Here is a 25,083-nt window from a genome sequence, read left to right as displayed (position 1 = left end):
TACCCGATGACCAGACGCGGCGGCTCGGATGCGGCCTGGTACTCCGCGCCGGACCAACGATCCGCCTACCCGAGATATCGTGGGATGCGCTACTCCTCGTGCTATGTGACGATGCGCGACGGGGTGCGCATCGCCATCGACCTCTACCTGCCCGCGGGCCTGACGAGTGCCGCAAGGCTGCCCGCGATCCTGCATCAGACCCGCTACTACCGGTCGCTGCAGTTGCGCTGGCCGTTGCGGATGTTGCTCGGGGGCAAGCCCCTCCAGCACATCGCCGCAGATAAGCGTCGTCGGAGACGTTTCGTCGCCAGCGGCTACGCCTGGGTCGATGTGGATGTGCGCGGATCGGGCGCGTCGTTCGGCGCCCGCGTGTGCGAATGGTCCTCCGACGAGATCCGGGACGGCGCCGAGATCGTCGACTGGATCGTGCGCCAGCCTTGGTGCAACGGAACGGTCGCTGCGCTGGGAAATTCGTACGACGGCACGTCGGCCGAGTTACTGCTGGTCAACCAGCATCCCGCGGTGCGGGTGATCGCCCCGTGCTTCTCGCTGTTCGACGTCTACACCGACATCGCGTTCCCCGGCGGCATCCACGCCGCCTGGTTCACCGACACCTGGGGACGCTACAACGAGGCGCTCGACCGCAACGCCCTGCACGAAGTGGTCGGGTGGTGGGCGAAGCTCCCGGTGACCGGCATGCAGCCGGTGCAGGAGGACCGTGATCGCTCGCTGCGGGACGGGGCCATCGCCGCGCATCGCGGCAACTACGACGTTCACCAGATCGCGGGGTCATTGACGTTCCGGGACGACGTATCCGCCTCGGATCCCTATCGTGGCCAACCTGACGCCCGGCTCGAGCCGATCGGTACACCGATCGAGTCGGGCAGCATCAACCTGATCAGCCCGCACAATTATTGGCGTGACGTGCAGGCGTCGGGAGCGGCCATCTACAGCTACAGCGGCTGGTTCGACGGCGGGTATGCGCATGCCGCAATCAAACGTTTTCTGACCGTCTCCACCCCGGGCAGCCACTTGATCCTCGGTCCATGGAACCACACCGGCGGCTGGCGCGTCGACCCACTGCGCGGGCTCAGCAGACCCGACTTCGATCACGACGGCGAGCTGTTGAGGTTCATCGACCATCACGTCAAGGGGGCCGATACGGGCATCGGCTCCGAGCCGCCGGTGCACTACTTCACCATGGTCGAGAACCGCTGGAAGTCGGCCGACACCTGGCCGCCGCCCGCCACCACGCAGAGCTACTACCTGTCCGCAGACCGACAGCTGCGCCCGGACGCACCCGATTGCGACAGCGGTGCAGACGAATACGTGGTGGATCAGACGGCCGGAACGGGCGAGCGCTCACGCTGGCGCTCGCAAGTGGGCATCGGTGGACACGTTTGCTACCCGGACCGCAAGGCCCAGGATGCCAAGCTGCTGACCTATACCTCCGCACCGCTCGACCATCCCCTGGAGGTGACCGGTCATGTGGTGGTCACGCTGTTTATCACGTCGACGTCGAGCGACGGCACCTTCTTCGTCTATCTGGAAGACGTCGATCCGCGCGGCCGTGTCGCCTACATCACCGAGGGCCAGCTACGCGCCATCCACCGCCGGCTCAGCGACGGGCCGCCGCCGTACCGCCAGGTGGTCCCCTACCGAACGTTCGCGAGCGGGGACGCGTGGCCCCTAGTCCCGGGCGAGATTGCCCGGCTGACATTCGACCTGCTGCCGACGTCGTATCTGTTCCAACCGGGGCACCGCATCCGCATCGCCATCGCCGGCGCGGACGCAAGCCACTTCGCCATCCTTCCCGGTTGCGCACCGACCGTGCGCGTCTACCGTAGCCGGATGCATGCCTCTCGCATCGATCTGCCCGTGATACAGCCGTAGCCGGCTAGTCGACGAGCAGCGATAGCGCGGCCTCGGCATATGCTTTGGGAGCCTCGACCTGCGGGTAGTGGCCCAACCCTGGCAGTTCCACGACGGCGGCGCTGGGGCGCAATTCCCGTAGTCCATTGAGCACGTTGGTTGTTGCCACCGGATCGTCGAGTCCCCACACGAACCCAAGCGGTTTGGGCCAATCGCGGACCGCGCCATGCCAGCGCTGCGCGTGCCGTATCCGCTCGTCGAGGTAGCTGATCAGCAGGTGCGGGATCCGGTTGCCGTCGTTGTAGCACAGCAACTCCCACTGGGCTTGGGCCTCCTGCGCCGACAGCGGGTGCGCTGGGGAGAAGATCCGGCCAAACCCTCGTGTGAAGCCACCGCGGCTGACCAGCCGGGCAGCGACCGGACCAAGCGGGCTGCGCAGTACTTTCTGGATCGGACGCAGGCTGGCCCGCTCCAAGATCACACTGCCGTTGCTCAGCACCGCACGTCGGAGATCGAACGGCAACCGGCCGTCCAAATCACGGGCTAGCAGCTCGGTGGTCACCGACGTGCCCATGTCGTGGGCCAGCACGACGACCGCGCCGGTCACGGTGTGGGCGACCACCGTTTCCACCAGGTGGGCCTGCTCCAGCAGGCTGTACCGGTGCGGGCGCGGCTTGTCGGACAAGCCAAAGCCCAGAAAATCCATCGTTACCCAAGCCTGGCCGGTCAGGTGTGGAATCACCGCCCGGAAGTCGAACGAACTGGACGGATAGCCATGCAGCAGGAGCATTGTTGGCGTGTCGCCCGGCCCCGACCGGACGAACACCTTTCCGACAGCCGTCGGCAGCCAGCGGCCACCGTCACGCCACTCCCGGACACTCGGTGATGTCACCCTTCGGGCATACCATCATGAGCGCGATCGGAGGAGGGTAATGAGCATCGATTTCACGCCGGATCCGCAGCTGTACCCGTTCGAGTCGCGCTGGTTCGACAGCTCGCGTGGACGCATCCACTACGTCGACGAGGGCACGGGTCCGCCGATCCTGTTGTGTCACGGCAACCCGACGTGGAGTTTCCTGTATCGGGACATCATCGTCGCACTGCGGGACCGTTTCCGTTGTGTGGCTCCGGATTATCTGGGTTTCGGGTTATCGGAGCGTCCCTCGGGATTCGGGTACCAGATCGACGAGCACGCGCGGGTGATCGGCGAATTCGTCGATCACCTGGGCCTGGACCGCTACCTGAGCATGGGTCAGGACTGGGGTGGCCCGATCAGCATGGCGGTCGCTGTCGAGCGTGCCGACCGGGTCCGCGGCGTCGTGTTGGGCAACACGTGGTTCTGGCCGGCGGACACGCTGGCGATGAAGGCCTTCAGCAGGGTGATGTCCAGCCCGCCAGTGCAGTACGCGATCTTACGGCGCAACTTCTTTGTCGAGCGCTTGATACCCGCGGGAACCGAGCACCGGCCGAGTAGCGCGGTGATGGCGCACTACCGGGCGGTGCAGCCCAACGCCGCGGCACGCCGAGGCGTAGCCGAGATGCCCAAACAGATCCTGGCCGCCCGTCCCCTGCTGGCACGGCTCGCCCGGGAGGTGCCAGCCACGCTGGGCACCAAGCCCACCCTGTTGATTTGGGGGATGAAGGATGTCGCATTCAGGCCGAAAACGATTATCCCCAGACTGAGTGCGACATTTCCCGACCACGTCCTGGTGGAGCTGCCCAACGCCAAACACTTCATCCAGGAGGACGCCCCCGACCGGATCGCCGCCGCGATCATTGAGCGCTTCGGCTGAACCTTTGTCGCTGAGCACCCCGCAACAGCTGGCATTGTTGGAGCGCGGGTGGCGACACCGAATAGCTCCCCACCCCACCTCCGACCACGGTCAACCCCGCACCAACACCTGCCGCCACCCCGAAAAACTCCGCAACCCCGACAACGACCCATAGCAGCCGACACGTCAGCTACCCACCCAGTAGCACCCGGGCCTCGAGCTCGACCGGGGGCCGGTCGACGAGCGTTTAGGCAAAAGCCTCTACCGGCGGGCATGAGCAGACCAGGTTGCGATCCCCGTAGGCGCCGTCGATGCGACGTACCGCGGGCCAAACCTTGGGTCGGAATGCGGTGCCGAGCGGGTAGGCGGCCTGTTCCCGCGTATACGGGTGGTCCCAATCAGACGCCAGCAGGCACTGCGCGGTGTGCGGTGCGCCGCGCAGCGGATTGTCGTCGACAGGCCACTCCCCGGCCCCGACTTTGTCGATCTCGGCGCGGATGCCGATCATGGCCTCGCAGAAGGCGTCCACTTCGGCCAGGCTCTCGCTCTCGGTGGGCTCCACCATGAGCGTACCGGCCACCGGAAAACTCATCGTTGGTGCGTGAAAACCATAGTCTGCCAGCCGTTTTGCGACATCGTCGACGGTGATACCGGTCAACTTAGTGATACCGCGCAAGTCCAGGATGCACTCGTGGGCGACCATGCCGTTCTCGCCGGTGTACAGCACCGGGTAATACTCGTCAAGGCGGCGCGCAATGTAGTTAGCCGACGTGATCGCTGTCAGCGATGCCGCCCGCAGTCCCTCAGCCCCCATCATCCGGATGTATGCCCAGGTGATCGGAAGAATCGAAGCCGACCCATATGGTGCCGACGACACCGGATAGCCCTTGGGCAGCTCGGGGGCGAAGGGGTGACCTGGCAGAAACGGTGCCAGGTGCGCCCGCACCGCCACCGGGCCGACGCCTGGGCCACCGCCGCCGTGCGGAATGCAGAATGTCTTGTGTAGGTTGAGGTGACTGACGTCACCGCCGAACTTGCCCGGCCGGGCCAGGCCGACCAGGGCGTTGAGGTTGGCTCCGTCGACGTATACCTGGCCGCCCGCGTCGTGCACGGCAGCGCAGATCTCGGCGATGTCGTGTTCGTACACGCCGTGAGTGGACGGGTAGGTGATCATTAGCGCCGACAACCGCTCGGCATGCTCCCCGACCTTAGCGCGCAGGTCATCGAGGTCGACGTCGCCGTTGTCGTGGCAGTCCACCACCACCACGCGCATGCCGGCCAAGGCGGCTGACGCGGCATTGGTGCCGTGCGCGCTGGACGGGATCAGGCAGATGTCGCGATGCGGTTCACCCCGGCTGGCGTGGTACTCGTGGATCGCCAATAGGCCCGCATACTCGCCTTGCGAGCCCGCGTTAGGTTGCAGCGACACCGCGTCATAACCGGTGATCAGCACCAGCCAACTCTGTAGGTCGGCAACAAGTTGACGCAGCCCAGCGGTATCAGATGCCGGGGCAAATGGATGCTGACGCCCGAATTCAGGCCAGGTAATCGACTCCATCTCGGCGGCGGCGTTGAGTTTCATCGTGCACGAGCCGAGCGGAATCATGCTGCGGTCGAGGGCAATATCCTTATCCGCCAGCGCACGCAAGTACCGCATCATCGACGTCTCGGTGCGGTATTGCGTGAACGCTGGATGCGTCAGGAACTCCGATGTGCGCGTTGCGATGTCCGTATGGGCGGGTGCGGCGGCCGCTACACCGAACGCGTCCAGAACGACCGCCACGTGGGTGTCAGTGGTGGCTTCGTCGCAGGCTACCGACACATGGTCGGCGTCGACACGCCACAGGTTGATGCCGTTGGCCTTGGCCCTGGCCAGCACCTCGTCGGCACGACCGGGCACCCGGGCCAACACCGTGTCGAAGTACTTGTCGTGCACCAACGCATCGCCCAGTGCACCGGCGATAGCCTCGGCGTGGGCATGCACCCGGCGTGCGATGGCGGTCAGCCCGCCCGCGCCGTGGTAGCTCGCGTACATCGCGGCAAGCACCGCCAACAGCACTTGTGCGGTGCAGATGTTGCTGGTGGCCTTGTCGCGGCGGATGTGTTGCTCGCGAGTCTGCAGCGCCAACCGATAGGCCGGCGTGCCGTCACTGTCGACGGACACACCGACCAGCCGGCCGGGCAGCTGACGCGCATGCTTGGCGTGCACCGCAAGGTACCCGGCATGCGGGCCGCCAAACCCCATCGGCACTCCGAACCGTTGTGTGGTGCCAAAGGCGACGTCAGCGCCGATCTCTCCGGGCGGCGCGATCAGCGTCAGCGCCAACAAGTCGGCGCCGACGGCCACCAGTGCGCCACGGTCGTGGGCCTGTTGCACCAGGGCAGACCAGTCGGTGATCCGGCCGCTGGCCCCGGGCAGCTGGGCGATGACGCCGAAAAATTCGCCGTCGGGCAGACCGGCGCGCAGGTCGGCCGTGACGATCTCGATACCCAGCGGCTTGGCGCGGGTGGCCAGCACCGCCGCGGTCTGGGTGAACACGTCGGCGTCCACGACCACCCTCTTCACCGGCCCGCGGGCCGCGCGGTGCATCAAAGTCATGGCCTCGGCCGCCGCGGTGCCCTCGTCGAGCATCGACGCGTTCGCGATCTCGAGGCCGGTCAGATCGGTGACCAGGGTCTGGAAGTTCAGCAAGGCTTCCAGCCGACCCTGACTAATCTCGGGCTGGTACGGCGTGTAGGCGGTATACCAGGCCGGGTTCTCGATGATGTTGCGCAACAGCACCGGGGGGGTGTGTGTGTCGTAGTAGCCTTGCCCGATCATCGACACGGCGACGGTGTTAGCGTCGGCCAGCGCTCGCAGCTCGGCCAGCGCCTCGGCTTCGCTGGCAGCCGGTGGCAGACTGTCCAAACCCGGTGCGGCTCCGGTGTCGGTGAGTGTGTCTAGGATGCCCGCCGGGACCGCCTTGACTGCCAGGTCATCGAGCGAATCCACCCCGATCACGGCGAGCATGGTCGCGACGGCCTGGCTGTCCAGACCGATGTGCCGGTCTGCGAACGTCGAATGGTCGGACACGGTGAACTCCTGACAAAGCAGAGGACTAGCGGCCCTCTCCCTCTGTCTTCACCTGCACGCCAGGCGCCTGAGAGATTCGGCGACTCTGTCCACCGTCAGGTGAATCGCCTTTCCCCATCGGCGGGTGAGGACCGCCAGGGGTCGCCACCGCTTTCCAGAGGCATCGTAGTCTCGCGCGGTCCGGGTGCCTGAGAGGTTGACGGAGAGGTATTGCTCCTTCGGCGTCCGTAGCTGGCAGCCACAGAACTCTCCCGCACTAGAGCGATGCGTTGTCCAGTCTACTGCCGAGCAGACACACAATCGCATCCGAGGAGCCTGCCGCGTGCGATTCTGTGTCTGTTCGCGGGGGAACTCTCGGCTAGCCGATCTTGCGGTCGCGATGCTTGCGTCGGGAGGCCAGTTCATCTTCGGGGGCAGCAATCGACTCCCCGCCGTCGGCGCGCTCACCGTGGAAGTCGGCGATAACACCCGTCAGCTCCCGCATCGCGCCCGAGACGGCGATGCCGAACACACCCTGGCCGCCCTGCAGGAGGTCGACGACCTCCTCGGCCGACGTGCACTCGTACACGGTGGTCCCATCGGAGAACAAGGTGATGTTGGCCAGATCCTGGACGCCACGCTGGCGCAGATGGTCAACTGCAACCCGGATGTTGTGCAGCGAGATACCGGTGTCGAGCAACCGTTTGACGATCTTGAGAACCAAGATGTCCTTGAACGAGTACAGCCGCTGGCTGCCGGATCCTGCCGCACTACGGATCGACGGCACAACCAACGATGTGCGCGCCCAATAGTCGAGCTGGCGGTAGGTGATCCCAGCGATCTGGCAGGCGCTCGGTCCGCGATAACCTACCAACTCGTCAGGAACGGAATCGTCGGGGAACAGGCCGGGCTGCACGGGTCCGCTGGCCGCAGCGGCGCCGTCGTTACCATCACCAGCAGTGCCCGTGTGGTCAGCAAAGTCGAGCTGGTCTTGACGTGGCTGCTCGCCCAAGGTGCTTCCTCTCGCCGATCGCGCTCTTGTCACTAGCTGCGTCACTGGCTCCCCCGACAGCCATTACTGAGGGCCCGAGTGTTAGAGAGCATACGCTGTTCGATGGGCGCGATGCTCCCGGTTAACTATCAAGTCGTGATCAAAGTATCGCGGTCGCCGGGCGCATTAGGCACTAACCGCTAGGCGTGTCGACAATTGCAGCCAGAGATGAGACGCAGCCGTGACGTTGCTGGCCGGCAAATAATGGATGCTCGCCGTCGCGGCGCGCATCGTCGCCGCGCTCGGCCTTATCGCGCGCCTCCTCAGCCCGCCGTCCCGGCGCGCATCGTCGCCGCGCTCGGCCTTATCGCGCGCCTCCTCAGCCCGCCGTCCCGGCGCGCATCGTCGCCGCGCTAGGTGGCCTTGAAATCGTCAGGTGACACACTGTCGAGAAACTCTTTGAATTTCTCCACCTCGTCCTCGCGAACAGCGGTGGTGGCCTCCTCGTCACTTTCGTCGGGAATCAGCAGACCGGCCTGGGCTAGTACGGCCTCCTCGACGTAGATCGGAACACCCACTCGCAATGCGATTGCCACCGAGTCCGAGGGACGGGCGGACACCTTGATATTGCGGTCGAAGATCAGATCAGCGTAGAAAGTTCCTTCCTGCAGGTCTACAATGCGCACCTCTTTGAGCGAATGCCCCAGCGCAGCAATGAGATCCCTGATCAGATCATGGGTCAGCGGACGTGGCGGCTCGACGCCTTGCTGCTCCAGCGCGATAGCGGCAGCCTCCGACTGGCCGATCCAGATCGGCAGGTATCGATCACCGTTGGCCTCGCGCAATAACAGCACCGGCTGGTTCTGCGGCTGCTCGACGCGAATGCCGACAACACGAACTTCACCCATCTGCGTCTGCCCTCCGCACATGCAACCGGTGTCCGACTCACGCTCGGTGCGACGACGCGGTGGGCGCCACGTCTCTACCGTGACGTCGAACACCAAGCTGTCGAACGAAGTCTAGTCCTCAGCGGTGAAGAACGTCGCGAACCGCAGACTTGATCAGCGACGTGTGCAAAGTTATAGCAAGCGCGGCCACCTCACGGGCCAAGTCGTCGGCCCGGTCGCGGGCACCGGCCTTGCCGGCCTTGACGAGCGGGCCGGCAATCTGGGCAATCAGGTCGGACTGCCGGTCGGCCGCGGAGCGGAAGGCGCGTAGATGCCGCGGCTCGACGCCGTATTCGGCCAGCGCTCGTGCGCATTGCAGGATCACGACGGCGTGTTCGTCGAAGAAGCCGCCCGGCCCGGTGGTGATCACACCGGCTTTGAGCAGGGCCGTCAGTAGCTCGTCGGCCACTTCCGATCGTTCCAGGAGGTCTTCCCGACTGAGCCGGATACCCGTGAGCGACACGGACGCGGTGTCCGACCCGACGCCGCCAGCACTGTCGCCGGCTACGGGCACCAATCGCGGTAGAACGTAAGGAGATCCGAATGGTGGCAACTCACCGTCGGGCTGGGCGTCCAGCTGGGCCCTGATCACCTTCAGCGGCAGGTAATGGTCCCTCTGGGCAGTGAGAATGAATCGCAGCCGTGCGCAGTCGTATGCGGTGAACCGCCGATACCCCGATGAGGCCCGCCGGGGCGTCACCAGACCCTCAGCCTCCAAGAATCGAATCTTGGAGATGGTGACATCAGGAAAATCCGGTCGTAGCAGGTCGAGGACCGCCCCGATCGACATCCCGGCCAGCGCGGGGCTATCGGGTGCGCTCACGGGCCCCCGGTACTCCCGTCATCCTCGCCTTGCTTGGGTCCGGTCAAGAACACCAACCGGAACTTGCCGATCTGGACCTCGTCGCCGTTCGCCAGCACCGCCGAATCCACGGGCTCGCGGTTGACGTAGGTGCCGTTGAGACTCCCGACATCGACGACATTGAATTCGTTGTTTTCCAACCGGAATTCAGCATGGCGACGGCTCACGGTCACGTCGTCGAGAAATATGTCGCTGTCGGGATGCCGACCAGCCGACGTGATGGCTTGGTCGAGTAGGAACCGGGACCCGGCGTTGGGGCCTCGTTTGACTACCAGCAACGCCGAGCCCGGCGGGAGCCCTTCCACCCCGGAGACCGCGCTCTCCGTACCCGCTTGCGCAGGAGCGTCCAGCTCGCTGAGGAAGTCTGCGCGGAAGACGGAGGTCGTCTCTACCGTGACTTCATCGGAGGTCTGGTCCTTCTCAATATCCGGGTTCATGTCCGTCACCCGCTGCTCCTCACTGGCCGCTGTGGCGTTGTCTGACCGAGTCGTTCGGCCGGCTTCCCGCTACTCTTTACCGCCTATTATCGCCCTTACTACTTTCTCGTGCCGCTGTCTCGACCGTACCGCGCACGGGTCCGCGATGTGCGCACCCCAGCGGATCCCAGGCTCGATTGCCCTGCCCGGCCCGGATCCGTGCAGACCCGCGACCTCCCACGTGACGCTGGCAGGGACCTTAGCAATCGTCACTCGGTCAGTGTGCCGCGGTAGGCCTCAGCGTCGAGCAGTGTCGTCAAAGCTGACTCCAGGGCAGCGACATCCGAGCTGTCGACCTGGATGTCCAGCAGCCAGCCGGCTCCGTAGGGGTCGGAATTCACCAATTGCGGAGTGCCGTCCAGATCGCTGTTGACCGCAGACACCTTACCCGAAATGGGCGCATAGAGATCCGACACAGATTTCGTCGATTCCACTTCGCCGAAGGTCTCGCCGGCGGTGACCGCGGTGCCGATAACGGGTAGCTGAACGAAAACGACGTCGCCAAGCGCCGACTGTGCATAGTCGGTGATCCCCACCCGGACGGTGTCGTCGCCACTGCGGCGAATCCACTCGTGTTCGGCGGTGTAGTGCAGATCGGACGGGATATCGCTCACGGTAATCCTATTCTGGTCGGCTCGGAGTTGGGCTAGTTCACTTGACGGGCTGAGCGTATTGGTGCTGTTTTGGTTGCCGCAAGGCGGTCACGTCCACACGGTCGGCCTGCTGCACAACCATCCGCCCGCCGACGCGTTTGACACCGTCCTGTGCACCACCAGGAATGTTCATCGCCGCGGCCAGCGTTGGAGGATCACCAATCGCCAGAATCGAATACGGCGGGGACAGGACCTTGGTGTCGACTGTCAGTGAGCCGGGCACACCGACAACCCAGGTGTCAACCCCGACCCGCACCGACCGGTGTGCATCGTTGATCTGGATCGCCTCGGCTCCAGCGGCACGCAGTTCGTTGATCACGTCGATCATCACCTCAGGCGCTACTCCGGGTCCCGGATCGTCGATCGTTATCATGACGCCCGGCCCGGTGGCACCCACGGCGCCGACCAGGATGGACAACGCGGCCAATCTAGCCTGGGCGCTTTCTAACGCTGCCTGATCGGTGTTGCCGGATGCCTGCAACGCGTTCAGCGTGTTCTGAAGGTCGATCACTTCGGCGTTCAACGTGGCCTCGCGTTGCCGCAACGAATCCAACAACACCAATAGGTCTGCAGGACGGGCTGTTTCCAATGAATCACCGGAGTCGGTCTGACGGACCTGAGTGACTATGGCAACCCCCAGAACCAAGCACAACAAGATCGCAAGCGTCCCGAACACCAGACGCGAGCGACCACCCCGCAGTATTTCGGTCAATCTTGTCCGCCGCAGCGGTCCGACCTTGGAGCGCGGATGGTCGGCTGGTAGTTCGTGACGACCACGTCGCACGGCGTCGTGAGCGCCCGCGTCGGCTTGGGAGTGACGCGCAGTTGTGGCGGCGGAAGTCTCGGCTGCCACGGGTTCTGGGCGATTCTCACTCACGGTGATCTCATCTCCGTCACGCTCCGAACAACCGCCGCCGCAAGGCCGCGGTGTTGCCGAAGATGCGGATGCCCAGCACGACGATGATCGCGGTGGACAACTGTGTGCCGACGCCCAGTTGGTCACCGACATAGACGATTAGGGCAGCCACCAAAACGTTGAACACGAACGAAACCACGAAGACCTTCGGGTCAAAGATCCGCTCGAGATAGGCGCGCAAGCCACCGAACACCGCGTCGAGCGCGGCGACCACCGCGATCGGCAGATACGGCTGGATGACCTCTGGCACGCCGGGATGGAAAACCAAACCCAGCACGATTCCAACGGCGAGCGCCGCGATCCCGATCATGCGCGCCGGACTCCAGGCCGTATCGCTCCCCATGGTTTCCTATTCACCAGGACTTCTCTCACTAGGGCCCAATCTGTTTGGCGAACTTGACATCCCGGGTCGCACCGGCAGGCAATGCCAGACCGTCGCCGACGTTCACACTGACGCCGACACCGTAGGAGGTCTCCAGCAGCCGCAGGCGGTACAGCCCGGCGCTGCGATCGAAGACGTCCTGCATGGCATGTGGCGGCCCGACCGCCAAGATGGTGTAGGGACTACTCGTGGGATTATTGTCGACCAAGATTGCTCCGCCGGCTTGCCGGATCGTGACGTTCGGCCCGATCCGGACGCCATCGATCGAGATGGCCTCGGCGCCACTTTCCCACAGTGAGTTGACGACGAGCTGCAAATCGCGGTCGAGGATGATTTGCTGGCTACCGCTGACCCGCTGCTTGGACACGTCGGAAAGATTAGGGCTCGCACCGGGATCGGTCACGGTCACCGTCAGACCAGGCCCGACAACCGGTGCGCTGGCCGCGGCCAGGCTAAGCACGTCGAGACGGGCCAGCAGCCGCTGTCCCTCGGCGTCGTCTGCGAGTACGATCCGCCGCACGTCGTCGACTTTCGCCGAGAGTGTGCTGCGCCGTTGAGCCAACGTGGTCGCGGCGGCCTGGGTTGATCGCACACTCGCAACGAGCAACTGTTGGGCGGCGCGCACGCCGGGTGCCACCGAGCGCGCCTGCGCTACCGCGGCAGCGAACACGGCGGCGACTAGGGTCGCGGCCAATGCCTGCCACATCCAGCTGACGGCGCGGGCTTGCCAACACCGTGGTGCCGCAGCACGCTCGCGCTCGGCGGCAACCGCCGCGTATCCAGCATCCAGATGCTCTGATAGCAGCGCGCGCAGCAACGACGGAACCGGGATGCGTTGTGGCTGCGCCCCTGCGTGGGCGCTGTAGCCGGCGTTGGGGTCGTAGCCGCCGAGCAGCCGGTCAGACTCAGCCACGTTCACCAGCGTTCTGGGCCGCCGGCCGATGAGCCCTGCCCTTGAGCTTAGGCATCTGCCGCACCACCATCGTCATCTGCACTGCATACAGCACGAAGGCCCACAAGTAGGCATACATACCCCAGATCAAGAATGCCCAACCACAGGCCAGCAGCACATGGCTCCACAATGGATCGCATTGCCCCAACAGAATGGTCGGAAAGCCAACCATGAAGCCGAAAGTCGCTGCCTTACCGATGTAGGTCACCGGTAGCGCTGACAGTCCACGGCTCCATAGCAGCGGCAGCGTCCCAGCCAGCAGCGCATCGCGGGTCAGCAACGTAAGGACAAACCACCACGGCACGATGCCGCTCAGGCCAAACACGATAGGAACAGTGACCATGTAGAGGCGATCAACGGCCGGGTCCAGCAGCGCGCCCAGCCGCGATGACTGGTTTAGTAGCCGTGCAATCTTGCCATCAGCCCAGTCCGAAACGCCACTGAACACCAGGATCGCTACCCCCCAGCCATTGGCGTGCGCGCTGAGCACGACGTAGACGAATGCTGGGATGAGCGCGAGGCGAATAACGCTCAACATGTTGGGGACAGTCAGCACCCGATTCTGCGTGAGCACCGGCTCCATGAGCCGTGACCTTAGCCTGGCGACGATGCGCGCCGAAACGGCGGGCTGAGGAGCCGGGCAATCGGATCTAGCCTGGCGACGATGCGCGCCGAAACGGCGGGCTGTGGGGGCACCCCTAGCCGCGAGCGTAACGCCACTGCGATTTTCTGCCCGAAATTTCGCAGTGGCGTTACGCTCGGCGCTTACGCTGGGCAGCTCAGCGGAACACCCCGGGCAGACTGAGGGCAGAAAGCGTGTCATCGGACAGTGGGTTGTCATTGACCATGTAGGTCCATGTCGACGTCGGCCGGGCCAGTTTGGACAGGTCCAGCCCCGGCTCGTGGTCAAGGACGTTCGCGGTTTCGAACGTCTGTTGAGCCGCCTCGATGGCGTCGGCGGCCAGCGACGCGAACGCGTCCACAGCCATCCGGTGAAACTCGTCGAGTGGGTTCTGCCGGCCCAGCGCGCGTAGATGGATGCTCTCCCGGATGTCGGCCAGATACGCCAGGTGATCGGCCCAGCCACGGTCGAGGTGATACAGCATGATCTGCCGACAAATCGTCTCGAGGCGTTCCTCGGATACTTTGTCGGACAGCTCCTCGTACCGCTTAGGCGCCAGTTCGGCGAGTTCCTCACGCGCGGTTACGGTGCGCAACAACGTGTTACGCCGTTCGACGATGATGGCGCGCTGCTGGGCGATCAGCTGGTTGTAGCGCCACGTGTTGGCGTGCACATCCAATAACCGGCTCTCGGCAACGCGCTGGGCATGGTCGAGCAGACTACCCGTCCTCGGGCTGACAATCCGGCCATTTTCGTCGGTTGCCATCGGCAGCTTGTTGTGGTCGAGGTTGGCCGCAACGACATCGTCTTCCCAGCTTGAGAAAAACACCGACGACCCGGGATCTCCCTGGCGCCCGGCCCGACCGCGCAGCTGGTTGTCTAGCCGCTCGGTGTGGTGACGGCCAGTGCCGACCACGTGCAGGCCGCCCAATTCCGCGACCCTGTCGTGGTCAGCTTCGTCGGACCCGCCGAGCCTGATGTCGGTGCCGCGCCCGGCCATTTGAGTTGACACCGTGACCGCGCCGTATTTGCCGGCCTCGGCGATGACCCGGGCCTCCTCGGCGTCGTTCTTCGCGTTGAGCACCACGGCGGGCACACCGCGGCGCACCAGGCGTTCGTGCAGTTCCTCGGATTCGGCCACGTCGCGGGTACCGACCAGCACAGGCTGCCCCCTCTGGTGCACCTCGGTGATGTGCTCGACGATCCCGTCGTTCTTGGCTGCAGTGGTGATGTAGACCCGGTCGGCCTCGTCCTCGCGGATGTTTGGCTTGTTCGGTGGTATCGGTGAGACACCGAGCTGGTAGAACTGCCGTAGCTGCTCACCGGCGGCCAGCGCGGTTCCCGTCATTCCGCACACAGTCGCATACCGGTTGATCAGGGCCTGCACCGTGATGGTGTCGAGCACTTCCCCAGTTTCCGTGGTCTCGATACCTTCCTTGGCCTCGACCGCAGCTTGCAACCCGTCCGGCCAGCGCTGCAGTTGCGCGATACGGCCACGCGACGCGTTGATCAGGTGCACCGCGTCGTCGCGGACGATGTAGTGCACGTCGCGTTGCAGGAGCACATGCGCGTGCAGCGCGACATTGACCTCAGTCAGTGTGGTGCCGACGTGCTCCTCGGAGTACAGGTCGATGCCACCGAGCGCTTTCTCGACTTTGCGTGCCCCGTGCTCGGTCAAGTGGACATTGCGGTTATCGGAATCGGTGGCAAAGTACTCGTCGGCGTCCTTGTCGCCAACAAGCTCAGCGACCAGCCGGATGATCTCCAGCCGCGGCGTCTCACGATGTGTGGTTCCGGCCAGCACCAGGGGCACCAGCGCCTCGTCGACCAGCACGGAGTCGGCTTCGTCGATGAGAGCCACGTCTGGATTGGGCGATACCAGGTCATTGACATCAGTCACCAACTGATCGCGCAGTACATCGAAGCCAATCTCGTTGACCGAGGCATAGGTGACATCACGGTCATATGCGGTCCGGCGCTCGTCAGGGGTCGAGTCCGCGGTGATCCAGCCGACCGTCAGGCCCATCGCGTCCAGCAGCGGGCCCATCCACTCCGCATCGCGGCGGGCCAGGTAATCGTTAATCGTCACGACGTGCACGTGCCGGCCGGCCAGCGCATAACCGGCGGCCGCGATCGCCCCGGCAAGGGTTTTGCCCTCACCGGTGGCCATCTCGATCACGTCTCCGGCGAGCATGCGCAACGCGCCAAGCAACTGCACATCAAATGGTCGCAGCCCGGTCCTCCGCTCGGCGGCTTCCCGGGCAATCGCGAGAAACTGCGGGATATCGGCGGACTCCGCGAGGTCGTCGAGGTTGAGCAGGCCTGCCGCCTTACGCAGCTTCTCGTCGGACAGATCGGCAGCTTCCTTGTCGTATTCTGCCGAAGCGGTTACATCCGCCAGGGAGCGGCTCCGGTTCTTTTCGGTGCTGGCGCCGAGCAATCGCCAGAATCGGCTGCTCAGCCGGCCGGGTTGAGCGCGGGTGGTCTTGGGCACAAACCAACGGTACGCGAATGCCGGCCGGCCGCGAGGGTGCGTGTCTGTACACCGACAGGCCGCAATTCGTGGACAGCCGTGCACGTTCACGGCCCGGCTGGACGTCAAGCCAGGTTGGATCGGCGTGGATAAGCCACGCTTGGGTCGGTGAGCACGTTGACCACAGCGGGCAGGCCACTGGCAAAGGCCCGTTCCAGCGCCGGCCGAAGTTCAGCGGGCACCGACACCAGCTCGCCGTGGCCGCCCAGTGCGCGCACCACCTCGTCGTAGCGGGTTCCCGGGCGCAGTTCGGCCACCACCGAATAGCCGTACAACGCTTCCATCGGGTGCTTCTCCAAACCCCAGATGCCGTTGTTGCCGATCACTGACACGACCGCCACGTTGTGCCGAACCAGCGTGTCCCATTCCATGCCGCTGAACCCGAACGCGCCGTCGCCCTGCAAGAGCACGACCTGGCGCTGCGGCCGCGCCAGTTTGGCAGCCAGGGCGTAGCCGGGACCCGACCCCAGGCAGCCAAACGGACCGCTGTCCAGCCAACAGCCTGGCAGATAGCTGTCGATCATCCGGCCGGCGTACGACCCGAAATCGCCCGCATCGATAACGACTAGAGCATCCCGCTCCAGCAGCGCGGCCAGCTCGGCGTACACCCGCATCGGATGCAATGGGATCCGGTCATCGACCAGCTCGGCCTTCTCGAGATCACGCGCCATGGTCTCGGCCGTCGCGAGCTCCTCGATCCAGCCCTGGTGGTCGGTGCCGCCAGATCCGGCCAGCGCCGAAAGGGTGGCGGTCAGATCCCCATAGAGCCCCGCCGCGACTGGTCGCGGATGTTCGCGTGCGGGTTCGACGCGGTCTGCCACGATGAGCTGCGTTGTCGACCCGAATACCCCACCGAAGCCCAGACGGAAATCCATCGGCACACCGACGATCAGCGCGACATCAGCCTCCCCCAGCGCTTTTGACCGCGCCCGTGAGAAGGCCAACCGGTGATCGGCGGGCACCACGCCGCGCGCCATCCCGTTCATCAGCACCGGAATGTGCCGTTCCTCGACAAGACGCAGCAATGCCGCCTCCGCATGGCCCCACCAGACGTTGGTACCTGCCATGATGACCGGACGCTGGGCCGTCGAAAGCAGGCCCGCCGCCCGGTCCAGGGCGTCGCCGGCTGGGGTGGGACCGGCCGGTAGCTCGGTGAGCGCGCCGGGGCGGCCATTGTCTGAGGACATGGAGAACGCGTGATCCATCGGGAAGTCGACGAATGCCACACCCGACGGCGCACTCACCGCCGCCTGCAACGCCTGATCGACCAGCAGGCCCGCGTTCTCGGCTGACTGCGCTGTAGCGGCGAAGCGGGCCACCGGCGCCACAAACGGCACGTGATCGATCTCCTGCAGGGAGCCCATACCCCAGCGCAGCGCCGGCGCCCGGCCGCCGAGCACCACCAGTGGTGACTGGTTCTGCTGGGCCGCCGCCATCGCGCTCATCCCGTTGGTGATCCCCGGCCCCGCGGTGAGCGCGGCCACGCCCGGCACCCTGGTCACCTTCGACCAGCCTTCGGCGGCAAAGGCGGCGGTTTGTTCGTGGCGGGTGTCGATCAGGCGGATGCCCTCCTCACGGCAGCCGTCGTAGATGGAAAACAGGTGGCCGCCCGACAACGTGAAGACCGTGTCGATACCACTGGCTTTAAGTCGGCGCGCGATAAGCCGGCCAGCATGCATGGTCTGGGCCGGGGCGGTGTCGGTGCTCATATCGGCAGCCTATCGACAACCTTCGGGTACCTTCGCCCGAAGGATTTCTGTTTGTGAGGAGACGTCGACCTTGGGCCCGAAATTGTTTAAGCCGTCCATCGATTGGTCTAGAGCATTCCCGGATTCCGTGTATTGGGTCGGCAAAGCCTGGACGATCAGTGCCATCTGTGTGCTCGCGATATTGGTTCTGCTCAGGTATTTGACGCCCTGGGGCCGGCAGTTCTGGCGGATCACCCGCGCATACTTCGTTGGCCCCAACAGCGTTCGCGTGTGGCTGATGCTCGGCGTGTTGTTGCTTTCGGTAGTGCTGGCAGTGCGCCTGAATGTGCTATTCAGCTACCAAGGCAACGACATGTACACGGCCTTGCAGAAGGCCTTCGAGGGCATCGCCTCTGGCGATGGCACGGTCAAACGCTCAGGCGTGCGAGGATTTTGGATGTCGATCGGGGTTTTCAGCGTGATGGCCGTGCTGCACGTGACCCGGGTCATGGCCGACATCTACTTGACGCAGCGCTTCATCATCGCCTGGAGGGTCTGGCTAACCCACCACCTCACACAAGACTGGCTCGACGGCAGGGCCTACTACCGAGACCTGTTCATCGACGAAACGATCGACAACCCCGACCAGCGCATTCAGCAAGACGTCGATATCTTCACCGCCGGGGCAGGCGGCACTCCGAATGCTCCCTCCAACGGGACGGCCAGCACGCTGCTTTTCGGGGCCGTGCAGTCGATCATTTCGGTGATTTCTTTCACAGCGATCCTGTGGAATCTCTCGGGCACCCTGAATATCTTCGGCGTGTCCATCCCGCGCGCAATGTTCTGGACCGTGCTGGTCTATGTGTTCGTGGCCACGGTCATCTCGTTCATCATCGGGCGGCCCCTGATCTGGCTCAGCTTCCGCAATGAAAAGCTCAATGCCGCTTTCCGTTACGCGCTGGTTCGGCTACGCGACGCCGCCGAGGCGGTGGGTTTCTACCGCGGCGAGCGGGTGGAAGGTACCCAGCTACAGCGGCGGTTCACGCCGGTGATCGACAATTACCGTCGCTACGTTCGGCGCAGCATCGCATTCAATGGATGGAATCTGTCGGTGAGCCAGACAATTGTTCCGTTGCCGTGGGTCATCCAGGCGCCTCGATTATTCGCCGGGCAGATCGACTTCGGCGATGTCGGGCAGACGGCGACTTCCTTCGGCAACATTCACGACTCGTTGTCGTTCTTCCGCAACAACTACGACGCGTTTGCGTCCTTCCGCGCAGCAATCATCCGATTGCATGGGCTGGTCGACGCCAACGAGAAAGGCCGCGCCCTGCCCGCGGTCCTGACCCGACCGAGCGACGACGAGTCCGTCGAGCTCAACGACATCGAGGTGCGTACGCCTGCCGGCGATCGGTTGATCGACCCGCTCGATGTGCGGCTGGACCGCGGAGGCTCGCTGGTGATCACCGGGCGTTCTGGGGCCGGCAAGACCACGCTGCTGCGCAGTCTGGCGGAACTGTGGCCCTACGCATCGGGGACCCTGCACCGGCCGGGCGGCGAGAACGAGACGATGTTCTTGTCGCAGTTGCCGTATGTGCCGCTGGGGACGCTGCGTGACGTGGTGTGCTACCCCAACTCTGCGGCCGCCATCCCCGACGCCACCCTGCGGGACACGCTGACCAAGGTGGCGCTGGCCCCACTGTGTGACCGGCTGGACGAGGAACGCGACTGGGCCAAGGTGCTCTCCCCCGGTGAGCAGCAACGTGTTGCCTTTGCTCGCATCCTGCTCACCAAACCCAAGGCGGTCTTCCTCGACGAAAGTACCTCGGCGCTGGACACCGGGCTGGAGTTTGCGCTCTACCAATTGCTGCGCAGCGAGCTGCCGGACTGCATCGTGGTCAGCGTCAGCCATCGCCCCGCCCTCGAGCGGCTGCACGAAAACCAGCTCGAACTACTCGGTGGCGGCCAATGGCGGCTGGCCCCAGTCGAGGCGGCGCCCGCCGAAGTGTAAGCCGGGACGAGCTTCCCAAATCGGCGTGGCCGCTTCCGTGATCGCGATACGCTGAATCCGTCGATCTCTGGGGAGTGACCAGGCGATCGGTAGCGGCCCCGCGCCGGGGCCACAGGGTGTTGACGAGGTGCCAGATGTCATTTGTGGTCACGATCCCGGAGGCGCTAGCGGCGGTGGCGACCGATTTGGCGGGTATCGGGTCGACGATCGGCACCGCCAACGCGGCCGCCGCGGTCCCGACCACGACGGTGTTGGCCGCCGCCGCCGATGAGGTGTCGGCGGCGATGGCGGCATTGTTCTCCGGACACGCCCAGGCCTATCAGGCGCTGAGCGCCCAGGCGGCGCTGTTTCACGAGCAGTTCGTGCGGGCGCTCACCGCCGGGGCGGGCTCGTATGCGGCCGCCGAGGCCGCCAGCGCGGCCCCGCTAGAGGGTGTGCTCGACGTGATCAACGCCCCCGCCCTGGCGCTGTTGGGGCGCCCACTGATCGGTAACGGAGCCAACGGGGCCCCGGGGACCGGGGCAAACGGCGGCGACGGCGGAATCTTGATCGGCAACGGCGGGGCCGGCGGCTCCGGCGCGGCCGGCATGCCCGGGGGCAACGGCGGAGCCGCTGGCCTGTTCGGCAACGGCGGGGCCGGCGGCGCCGGGGGGAACGTAGCGTCCGGCACCGCAGGGTTCGGCGGGGCCGGCGGGGCCGGCGGGCTGCTCTACGGCGCCGGCGGGGCCGGCGGCGCCGGCGGACGCGCCGGTGGTGGGGTGGGCGGTATTGGTGGGGCCGGCGGGGCCGGCGGCAATGGCGGGCTGCTGTTCGGCGCCGGCGGGGCCGGCGGCGTCGGCGGACTCGCGGCCGACGCCGGTGACGGCGGGGCCGGCGGAGACGGCGGGTTGTTCTTCGGCGTGGGCGGTGCCGGCGGGGCCGGCGGCACCGGCACTAATGTCACCGGCGGTGCCGGCGGGGCCGGCGGCAATGGCGGGCTCCTGTTCGGCGCCGGCGGGGTGGGCGGTGTTGGCGGTGACGGTGTGGCATTCCTGGGCACCGCCCCCGGCGGGCCCGGTGGTGCCGGCGGGGCCGGTGGGCTGTTCGGCGTCGGTGGGGCCGGCGGCGCCGGCGGAATCGGATTGGTCGGGAACGGCGGTGCCGGGGGTCCGGCGGGTCCGCCCTGCTCTGGGGCGACGGCGGTGCCGGCGGCGCGGGTGGGGTCGGGTCCACTACCGGCGGTGCCGGCGGGGCGGGCGGCAACGCCGGCCTGCTGGTAGGCGCCGGCGGGGCCGGCGGCGCCGGCGCACTCGGCGGTGGCGCTACCGGGGTGGGCGGCGCCGGCGGAAACGGCGGCACTGCGGGCCTGCTGTTTGGTGCCGGCGGCGCCGGCGGCGCCGGCGGATTCGGCTTCGGCGGTGCCGGGGGCGCCGGTGGGCTCGGCGGCAAAGCCGGGCTGATCGGCGACGGCGGTGACGGCGGCGCCGGAGGAAACGGCACCGGTGCCAAGGGCGGTGACGGCGGCGCTGGCGGCGGTGCCATCCTGGTCGGCAACGGCGGCAACGGCGGCAACGCCGGGAGTGGCACACCTAACGGCAGCGCGGGCACCGGCGGTGCCGGCGGGCTGTTGGGTAAGAACGGGATGAACGGGTTACCGTAGCCGGGAGGCCGGCTACCGCGCTCCCGGCGTCTTACCTGAAGCCGCGCTGCGACTGTGAATCTCACGACGCCTTGTCGGCGTGTCGCGTCGCAGGATTCCCAGTCGCGGCGCGAGGAGGCTTACATGCCCTGCGCTCGGGCTGCCGCATGCGCTCCGGCGCGACGCCCGAAAAACGACCCCTCACCCAGCTGGGTCCCGCTGGCATATCCCTTGCCGTCCTGGGCGATATTGGACGCGCATGCCCCGACCGCGTACAGGCCGGCCACCACCGCGCCGTCGTCGCGCAGTACTTGACCGTCCACCGACGTGGCCAGCCCGCCCAGAGTGAATCCGGCATACATCGCCTTGCCCAGCGACATGTCGAACGCCCCCCACGGCCCGTTGTCTTGTGCTGCAAGGAATTCCGGCTGCTTGTGGAAATCGGGATCTGCGCCGCGCGCGGCGTAGGCGTTGTAGCGGTCCAGCGTCGCCGCCAGGTTGCCCGGTGGAATGCCAAGCGCGGCTTCCATTTCCACAACCGTTTCCCAGCCGTCGATCAACGGGACTAGCGGCATCTTGGGGTGCTCCAGGTGGGCTTCGTCGACGATCAAATACGCCGCGCTGTCTGGCTGTTCCATGATGAACCCAGCGGTCCTGGAATGGTAGGAGTCCTCGGCGACGAACCGCTGTCCGAGTTTGTTGACGATGATGCCGGTGAGCAAGATCGACGGCGGGTACGGCGGAGCCGTGATGAACATCTGGTCCATGTGTTGGGTGGCGCCGCCGGCTGATACACCCAGCCGGATGCCCAACCCGTCGTCGTAGGTGTTGCCCAGCACGAACGGCTTCTCGGCCAGTTTCGGAGTGTATTTGGCCACCATGTCCGGGTTCATCACGAATCCGCCGGCCGCGATGATTACCGACTTCGCTTTGATTGCACCGGTTTCGGAGAACCGCTTCCACATCACCCCGGTTACCTTGCCGGTCCCGTCCACGATGAGCTCGGTGGCGCCCGTCTCGTAGCGGATCTGTATCCCCAGGCTTGCGGCTCGCTTGAGCAGCAGGTCGATCACCATGGCGGCACCGCCGGTGTCGCCCGGCACGGGTACCTTGTGCCCGCGCGGTGCCGGCACCGCCAACTCCAGGAATGGCCACACCTTCTCATTTCCGGTGAACATCAAGCCCTCGGTGTTGGGTTGAATCACAGCCTTGCCGGGAAAGTAACTACGCTCGAACTGAAAACCCAGGCCCTCCAACCAGTTGAAATGCTCGACGCTGCCGTCGCAATAGGCGCGAATCTTGTCGTGATCGGGCTCTCGGGAGACCGCGACCAGGTACTTGTACATCTCCTCGGGTGAATCGGGATGACCGGTCGCCAGCTGCACCGTGGTTCCGCCCCCCAGGTAGAAGTGCCCCCCGGCAAGCGCGGTGGTGCCGCCCGCCGCGGCGGCACGTTCGAGCACCAGTACCCGGGCGCCGGCGGCGGCCGCGCTGACCGCCGCGCAACCGCCGGCGATGCCGAAACCAATCACCGTTACATCGACGTCATCCGACCAGGACGTCACGGTCTCCGCACTAACGGTGGCGGGTATGTCGGTGCTCATTGGCGCCGCTCCTCGTCATCGCTTCGTCCCCCGCAAGCGGGCGGTACCCCCACTGCATCGTCGCCGGCGCGGCTCATTGGCGCCGCTCCTCGTCATCGCTTCGTCCCCCGCAAGCGGGCGGTACCCCCACTGCATCGTCGCCGGCGCGGCTCATTGGCGCCGCTCATGTCGGCACTTGCACCTCCGCTTGCTTCGGCCAATGCGGCTTCGAGCCCCTGGTGTAGACCCGGCCCACAGTCCCGCAAAAGTCACTATAGATATTCTCTACACGAACCGACGATACTAACTCGAAGGGCATCTCTCCGAGATAGCTCAACGAGATACTCGCGACGACATCGCGGGCTTGCCCAGACTGCTACAGGTGTCGTGCGCAAAGCGGACATCGCGCATCCGAATCCGCTTCCGGACGCCTAACAAGCCGGTGAGAGCCGTTTCGGCGGCTTCTAGGTCCGGGGGTAACCCCTGCGATCTGTATCAGCGACAGAACGAGAAGGATGAGCGTCTCGCAGGACAGCCCAGCTTGCCAGAGGCCAGAAAGGGCTCAGATTGCATTTGCCACCACCGCAAGTGTCAGCACTGGTAGCCTTGAGTGAACACGTTCTAATGCCGGCTGGACACGCCGATTGCAGCAGCTTCAATGCTCGGCCAGCACGGCCACCAGCAGCCGTGTCTGGGCATCGAAAACCACTCCTGGATCGGTTAGCATGTCGGCCCCGTACTGACCGAATACCTCCAGGCTGATCGCGCCCACCACGCCCGCCCAGAGCAGAAAGCACTTTGTGACGACACGATCGTCGCCGGGAAAGCCGAACTCCTGCCGGATCTTTTCGAAGTCCGATGACATCGGCTGCGGCGCAACGTCATCGGTTAACCTGATGTCTCCGGTGGCGATTCCCGCGGCGATCGCGTCGAAGAACGCTCCGACCACGCGGGTGGCGACGCCCGCGGTACGGTCAGGCGGCGCGTGATAACCAGGAACCGGGCTACCGTATAGCAAGGCCCAGCGGGCGGGGTTAGTGACTGCCCAACCGCGCACCGCTCGAGCGATTGCGATGACGTCGTCACTCCACGAGTCGGCGACGGTGTCGTCGCGGGCTCGGTCCACGGTATCGGCCAGGTCGGAGTAGGCGTCGACGAGCAGCAAAGTCAACAGCTCATCACGACTGGACACATAGCGGTATACGGCCGAGGACACCATGCCCAGGTTGCGGGCAATTGCCCGAAGCGACAACCCGGCCGCGCCGTGATCCAGCAGCTGGCGACGGCCGAGTTCGACAATTTTCGCCTCGATCTGTTCCCTCGCATCCCGGCGTTTGCCCACGCGGCAAGTCTGACACAACCGAGATCACCGCTCTAGCAAACACACGGCGATCAACCTGGTGGCCGCTAACGGGGTGCTTGCTAAGCAAGGGGCGTCACGCCGAGATCCGCGTGAACCTGCTCGGACGTCGACCGCCAGGACACCGCCGCGGGAAAGCCGCCCCAGACGCTGTTGAAGATCCCGACGATCTGCGCGGGGCCGCCATCGGGGGCCAGGTAGACCGGGCCCCCCGAATCCCCCTTCTCACTGAGCACGCCGTGGGACATGGTGAACCAGCCGTTGTTGACGCTTTCGACGGTCCCACAGGTTTCGCCTGTGCTGACGCCGAAATGGCAGACCGCTTGGCCCGGGTGAAGAACCACACCCGGTCTGGATTCCAGTGCACGCCCGCTCGGCAAAATGTTGCTTGCCGTGACGTCGTCAGCCAGCACAATCGCCTCGTAGTCGGCGATCAACTCGTGCGTGGCCACGGTGGAGCCGCTGGGTGTGTTGTCCCGGAAGGCCCTGAGATGGCCGATAACCTTGTAGTCCCGGCTGGTGACCGCTCCCCCGCCCCGACAATGCCCCGCGGTAAACGCGATTTTCAGAGCTGGGTCGACGTAGCCCAGGGTGCAGACGTGGTTGTCCTGACGGATTTCCATGCCGGGGAACACCAAGACCGGATCGGCACTGGCGGTCGCTGGCGAAAACCCGGCCGCCAATAGGGCGACCGTCGCTGCGAATGCGCGTGGTACCAGGCGGACCACCTTGAACTCCCATCCGTCGGGGCCAAGCGCATCGCCCGCCGCCGGTTACGGCTAAGGCGTACCAA

At 65.5% G+C, this 25,083-nt stretch carries 20 protein-coding genes, 3 pseudogenes and 2 riboswitches; of the genes and pseudogenes, 5 read left to right on the top strand and 18 right to left on the bottom strand.

What is annotated here, in order from left to right:
- Window positions 1-6: 6 nt before the first annotated feature.
- Complete coding sequence (locus FF952_RS09705) at window positions 7-1,893, top strand: CocE/NonD family hydrolase (RefSeq protein ID WP_003409258.1); 1,887 nt, start codon at window positions 7-9, stop codon at window positions 1,891-1,893.
- Between the two features lie 4 nt (window positions 1,894-1,897).
- On the opposite strand, the gene FF952_RS09700 is transcribed toward FF952_RS09705, so the two are convergent.
- Window positions 1,898-2,764: an alpha/beta fold hydrolase gene (locus FF952_RS09700; RefSeq protein WP_003409255.1), complete on the bottom strand. Its 867-nt coding sequence runs from the start codon at window positions 2,762-2,764 to the stop codon at window positions 1,898-1,900.
- Between the two features lie 40 nt (window positions 2,765-2,804).
- On the opposite strand from FF952_RS09700, the gene FF952_RS09695 reads away from it, so the two are divergent.
- Complete coding sequence (locus tag FF952_RS09695; protein WP_003409254.1) at window positions 2,805-3,665, top strand: haloalkane dehalogenase; 861 nt, start codon at window positions 2,805-2,807, stop codon at window positions 3,663-3,665.
- A gap of 226 nt (window positions 3,666-3,891) precedes the next feature.
- Here the strand turns inward: FF952_RS09695 and gcvP are convergent, their stop codons facing one another.
- The 12 genes from gcvP to FF952_RS09635 all read right to left on the bottom strand — a co-directional run bounded on the left by gcvP (window position 3,892) and on the right by FF952_RS09635 (window position 17,739).
- On the bottom strand, window positions 3,892-6,717 hold the full coding sequence (gene gcvP / locus FF952_RS09690) for an aminomethyl-transferring glycine dehydrogenase (RefSeq protein WP_003900418.1): 2,826 nt from the start codon (window positions 6,715-6,717) through the stop codon (window positions 3,892-3,894).
- A gap of 32 nt (window positions 6,718-6,749) precedes the next feature.
- Window positions 6,750-6,883: riboswitch (glycine riboswitch) on the bottom strand.
- A riboswitch (glycine riboswitch) is annotated at window positions 6,884-6,981 on the bottom strand.
- A 94-nt stretch (window positions 6,982-7,075) separates the two neighbouring features.
- The gene (locus FF952_RS09685) at window positions 7,076-7,708 is read right to left on the bottom strand and encodes a MerR family transcriptional regulator (protein WP_003911669.1); all 633 of its coding nucleotides are present in this window, start codon (window positions 7,706-7,708) and stop codon (window positions 7,076-7,078) included.
- 392 nt (window positions 7,709-8,100) lie between these two features.
- Window positions 8,101-8,595 (bottom strand): bifunctional nuclease family protein, encoded by a 495-nt coding sequence (locus FF952_RS09680; protein ID WP_003409242.1) that lies wholly within the window; start codon window positions 8,593-8,595, stop codon window positions 8,101-8,103.
- A gap of 118 nt (window positions 8,596-8,713) precedes the next feature.
- Entirely contained in the window at window positions 8,714-9,457 is a 744-nt protein-coding gene (ftsR, locus tag FF952_RS09675; protein ID WP_003409239.1) for a transcriptional regulator FtsR, read from the bottom strand.
- Window positions 9,454-9,942, bottom strand: a complete 489-nt coding sequence (garA, locus tag FF952_RS09670; RefSeq protein ID WP_003899041.1) for a glycogen accumulation regulator GarA — start codon at window positions 9,940-9,942, stop codon at window positions 9,454-9,456. The genes ftsR and garA overlap by 4 nt, the downstream gene beginning before the upstream one ends.
- Window positions 9,943-10,181: 239 nt before the next feature.
- On the bottom strand, window positions 10,182-10,586 hold the full coding sequence (gcvH, locus tag FF952_RS09665; protein WP_003409234.1) for a glycine cleavage system protein GcvH: 405 nt from the start codon (window positions 10,584-10,586) through the stop codon (window positions 10,182-10,184).
- Window positions 10,587-10,623: 37 nt separating this feature from the next.
- The gene (locus FF952_RS09660) at window positions 10,624-11,502 is read right to left on the bottom strand and encodes a DUF881 domain-containing protein (protein ID WP_003899038.1); all 879 of its coding nucleotides are present in this window, start codon (window positions 11,500-11,502) and stop codon (window positions 10,624-10,626) included.
- A gap of 16 nt (window positions 11,503-11,518) precedes the next feature.
- Window positions 11,519-11,884, bottom strand: coding sequence for a small basic family protein (locus tag FF952_RS09655; protein ID WP_003899037.1), 366 nt, complete (start codon window positions 11,882-11,884; stop codon window positions 11,519-11,521).
- Between the two features lie 28 nt (window positions 11,885-11,912).
- Window positions 11,913-12,836, bottom strand: a complete 924-nt coding sequence (locus FF952_RS09650; RefSeq protein WP_003901262.1) for a DUF881 domain-containing protein — start codon at window positions 12,834-12,836, stop codon at window positions 11,913-11,915.
- On the bottom strand, window positions 12,829-13,458 hold the full coding sequence (locus FF952_RS09645) for a CDP-alcohol phosphatidyltransferase family protein (RefSeq protein ID WP_015631360.1): 630 nt from the start codon (window positions 13,456-13,458) through the stop codon (window positions 12,829-12,831). The genes FF952_RS09650 and FF952_RS09645 overlap by 8 nt, the downstream gene beginning before the upstream one ends.
- A gap of 196 nt (window positions 13,459-13,654) precedes the next feature.
- Window positions 13,655-15,991, bottom strand: coding sequence for an accessory Sec system translocase SecA2 (gene secA2 / locus FF952_RS09640; protein ID WP_031653861.1), 2,337 nt, complete (start codon window positions 15,989-15,991; stop codon window positions 13,655-13,657).
- A gap of 104 nt (window positions 15,992-16,095) precedes the next feature.
- A complete protein-coding gene (locus tag FF952_RS09635) occupies window positions 16,096-17,739 on the bottom strand; it encodes an acetolactate synthase (RefSeq protein WP_003409218.1) in 1,644 nt (547 codons plus the stop codon).
- Window positions 17,740-17,809: 70 nt separating this feature from the next.
- On the opposite strand from FF952_RS09635, the gene bacA reads away from it, so the two are divergent.
- From bacA to FF952_RS09620, 3 genes and pseudogenes are all read left to right on the top strand, one after another.
- Window positions 17,810-19,729 (top strand): vitamin B12 ABC transporter pemease/ATP-binding protein BacA, encoded by a 1,920-nt coding sequence (gene bacA / locus FF952_RS09630; RefSeq protein ID WP_003903636.1) that lies wholly within the window; start codon window positions 17,810-17,812, stop codon window positions 19,727-19,729.
- A gap of 134 nt (window positions 19,730-19,863) precedes the next feature.
- A pseudogene (locus FF952_RS09625) lies at window positions 19,864-20,385 on the top strand (PE family protein); the annotation flags it as partial.
- A 653-nt stretch (window positions 20,386-21,038) separates the two neighbouring features.
- On the top strand, window positions 21,039-21,368 hold the full coding sequence (locus tag FF952_RS09620; RefSeq protein WP_003907785.1) for a hypothetical protein: 330 nt from the start codon (window positions 21,039-21,041) through the stop codon (window positions 21,366-21,368).
- Window positions 21,369-21,487: 119 nt separating this feature from the next.
- On the opposite strand, the gene FF952_RS09615 is transcribed toward FF952_RS09620, so the two are convergent.
- From FF952_RS09615 to FF952_RS09595, 5 genes and pseudogenes are all read right to left on the bottom strand, one after another.
- Entirely contained in the window at window positions 21,488-22,951 is a 1,464-nt protein-coding gene (locus FF952_RS09615) for an FAD-binding protein (protein ID WP_003409207.1), read from the bottom strand.
- Window positions 22,952-23,024: 73 nt separating this feature from the next.
- Window positions 23,025-23,099, bottom strand: a pseudogene (locus FF952_RS09610) (16S rRNA (guanine(966)-N(2))-methyltransferase RsmD); the annotation flags it as partial.
- 70 nt (window positions 23,100-23,169) lie between these two features.
- Window positions 23,170-23,447, bottom strand: a pseudogene (locus tag FF952_RS09605) (VOC family protein); the annotation flags it as partial.
- Window positions 23,448-23,585: 138 nt separating this feature from the next.
- The gene (locus FF952_RS09600; protein ID WP_003899034.1) at window positions 23,586-24,272 is read right to left on the bottom strand and encodes a TetR/AcrR family transcriptional regulator; all 687 of its coding nucleotides are present in this window, start codon (window positions 24,270-24,272) and stop codon (window positions 23,586-23,588) included.
- Between the two features lie 80 nt (window positions 24,273-24,352).
- Window positions 24,353-25,018 carry an Rv1815 family serine proteinase gene (locus tag FF952_RS09595; protein WP_003409204.1) on the bottom strand — a complete coding sequence of 222 codons (666 nt, stop codon included), beginning with the start codon at window positions 25,016-25,018 and terminating at the stop codon, window positions 24,353-24,355.
- Between the last annotated feature and the right edge of the window lie 65 nt (window positions 25,019-25,083).

Source organism: Mycobacterium tuberculosis complex sp. N0072, assembly GCF_030323725.1.
In the GTDB taxonomy this organism is placed as follows: Bacteria; Actinomycetota; Actinomycetes; order Mycobacteriales; family Mycobacteriaceae; genus Mycobacterium; species Mycobacterium tuberculosis.
The sequence above is the reverse complement of the archived record's forward strand: the minus strand, read 5'-3'. Positions and strand labels throughout refer to the sequence as shown.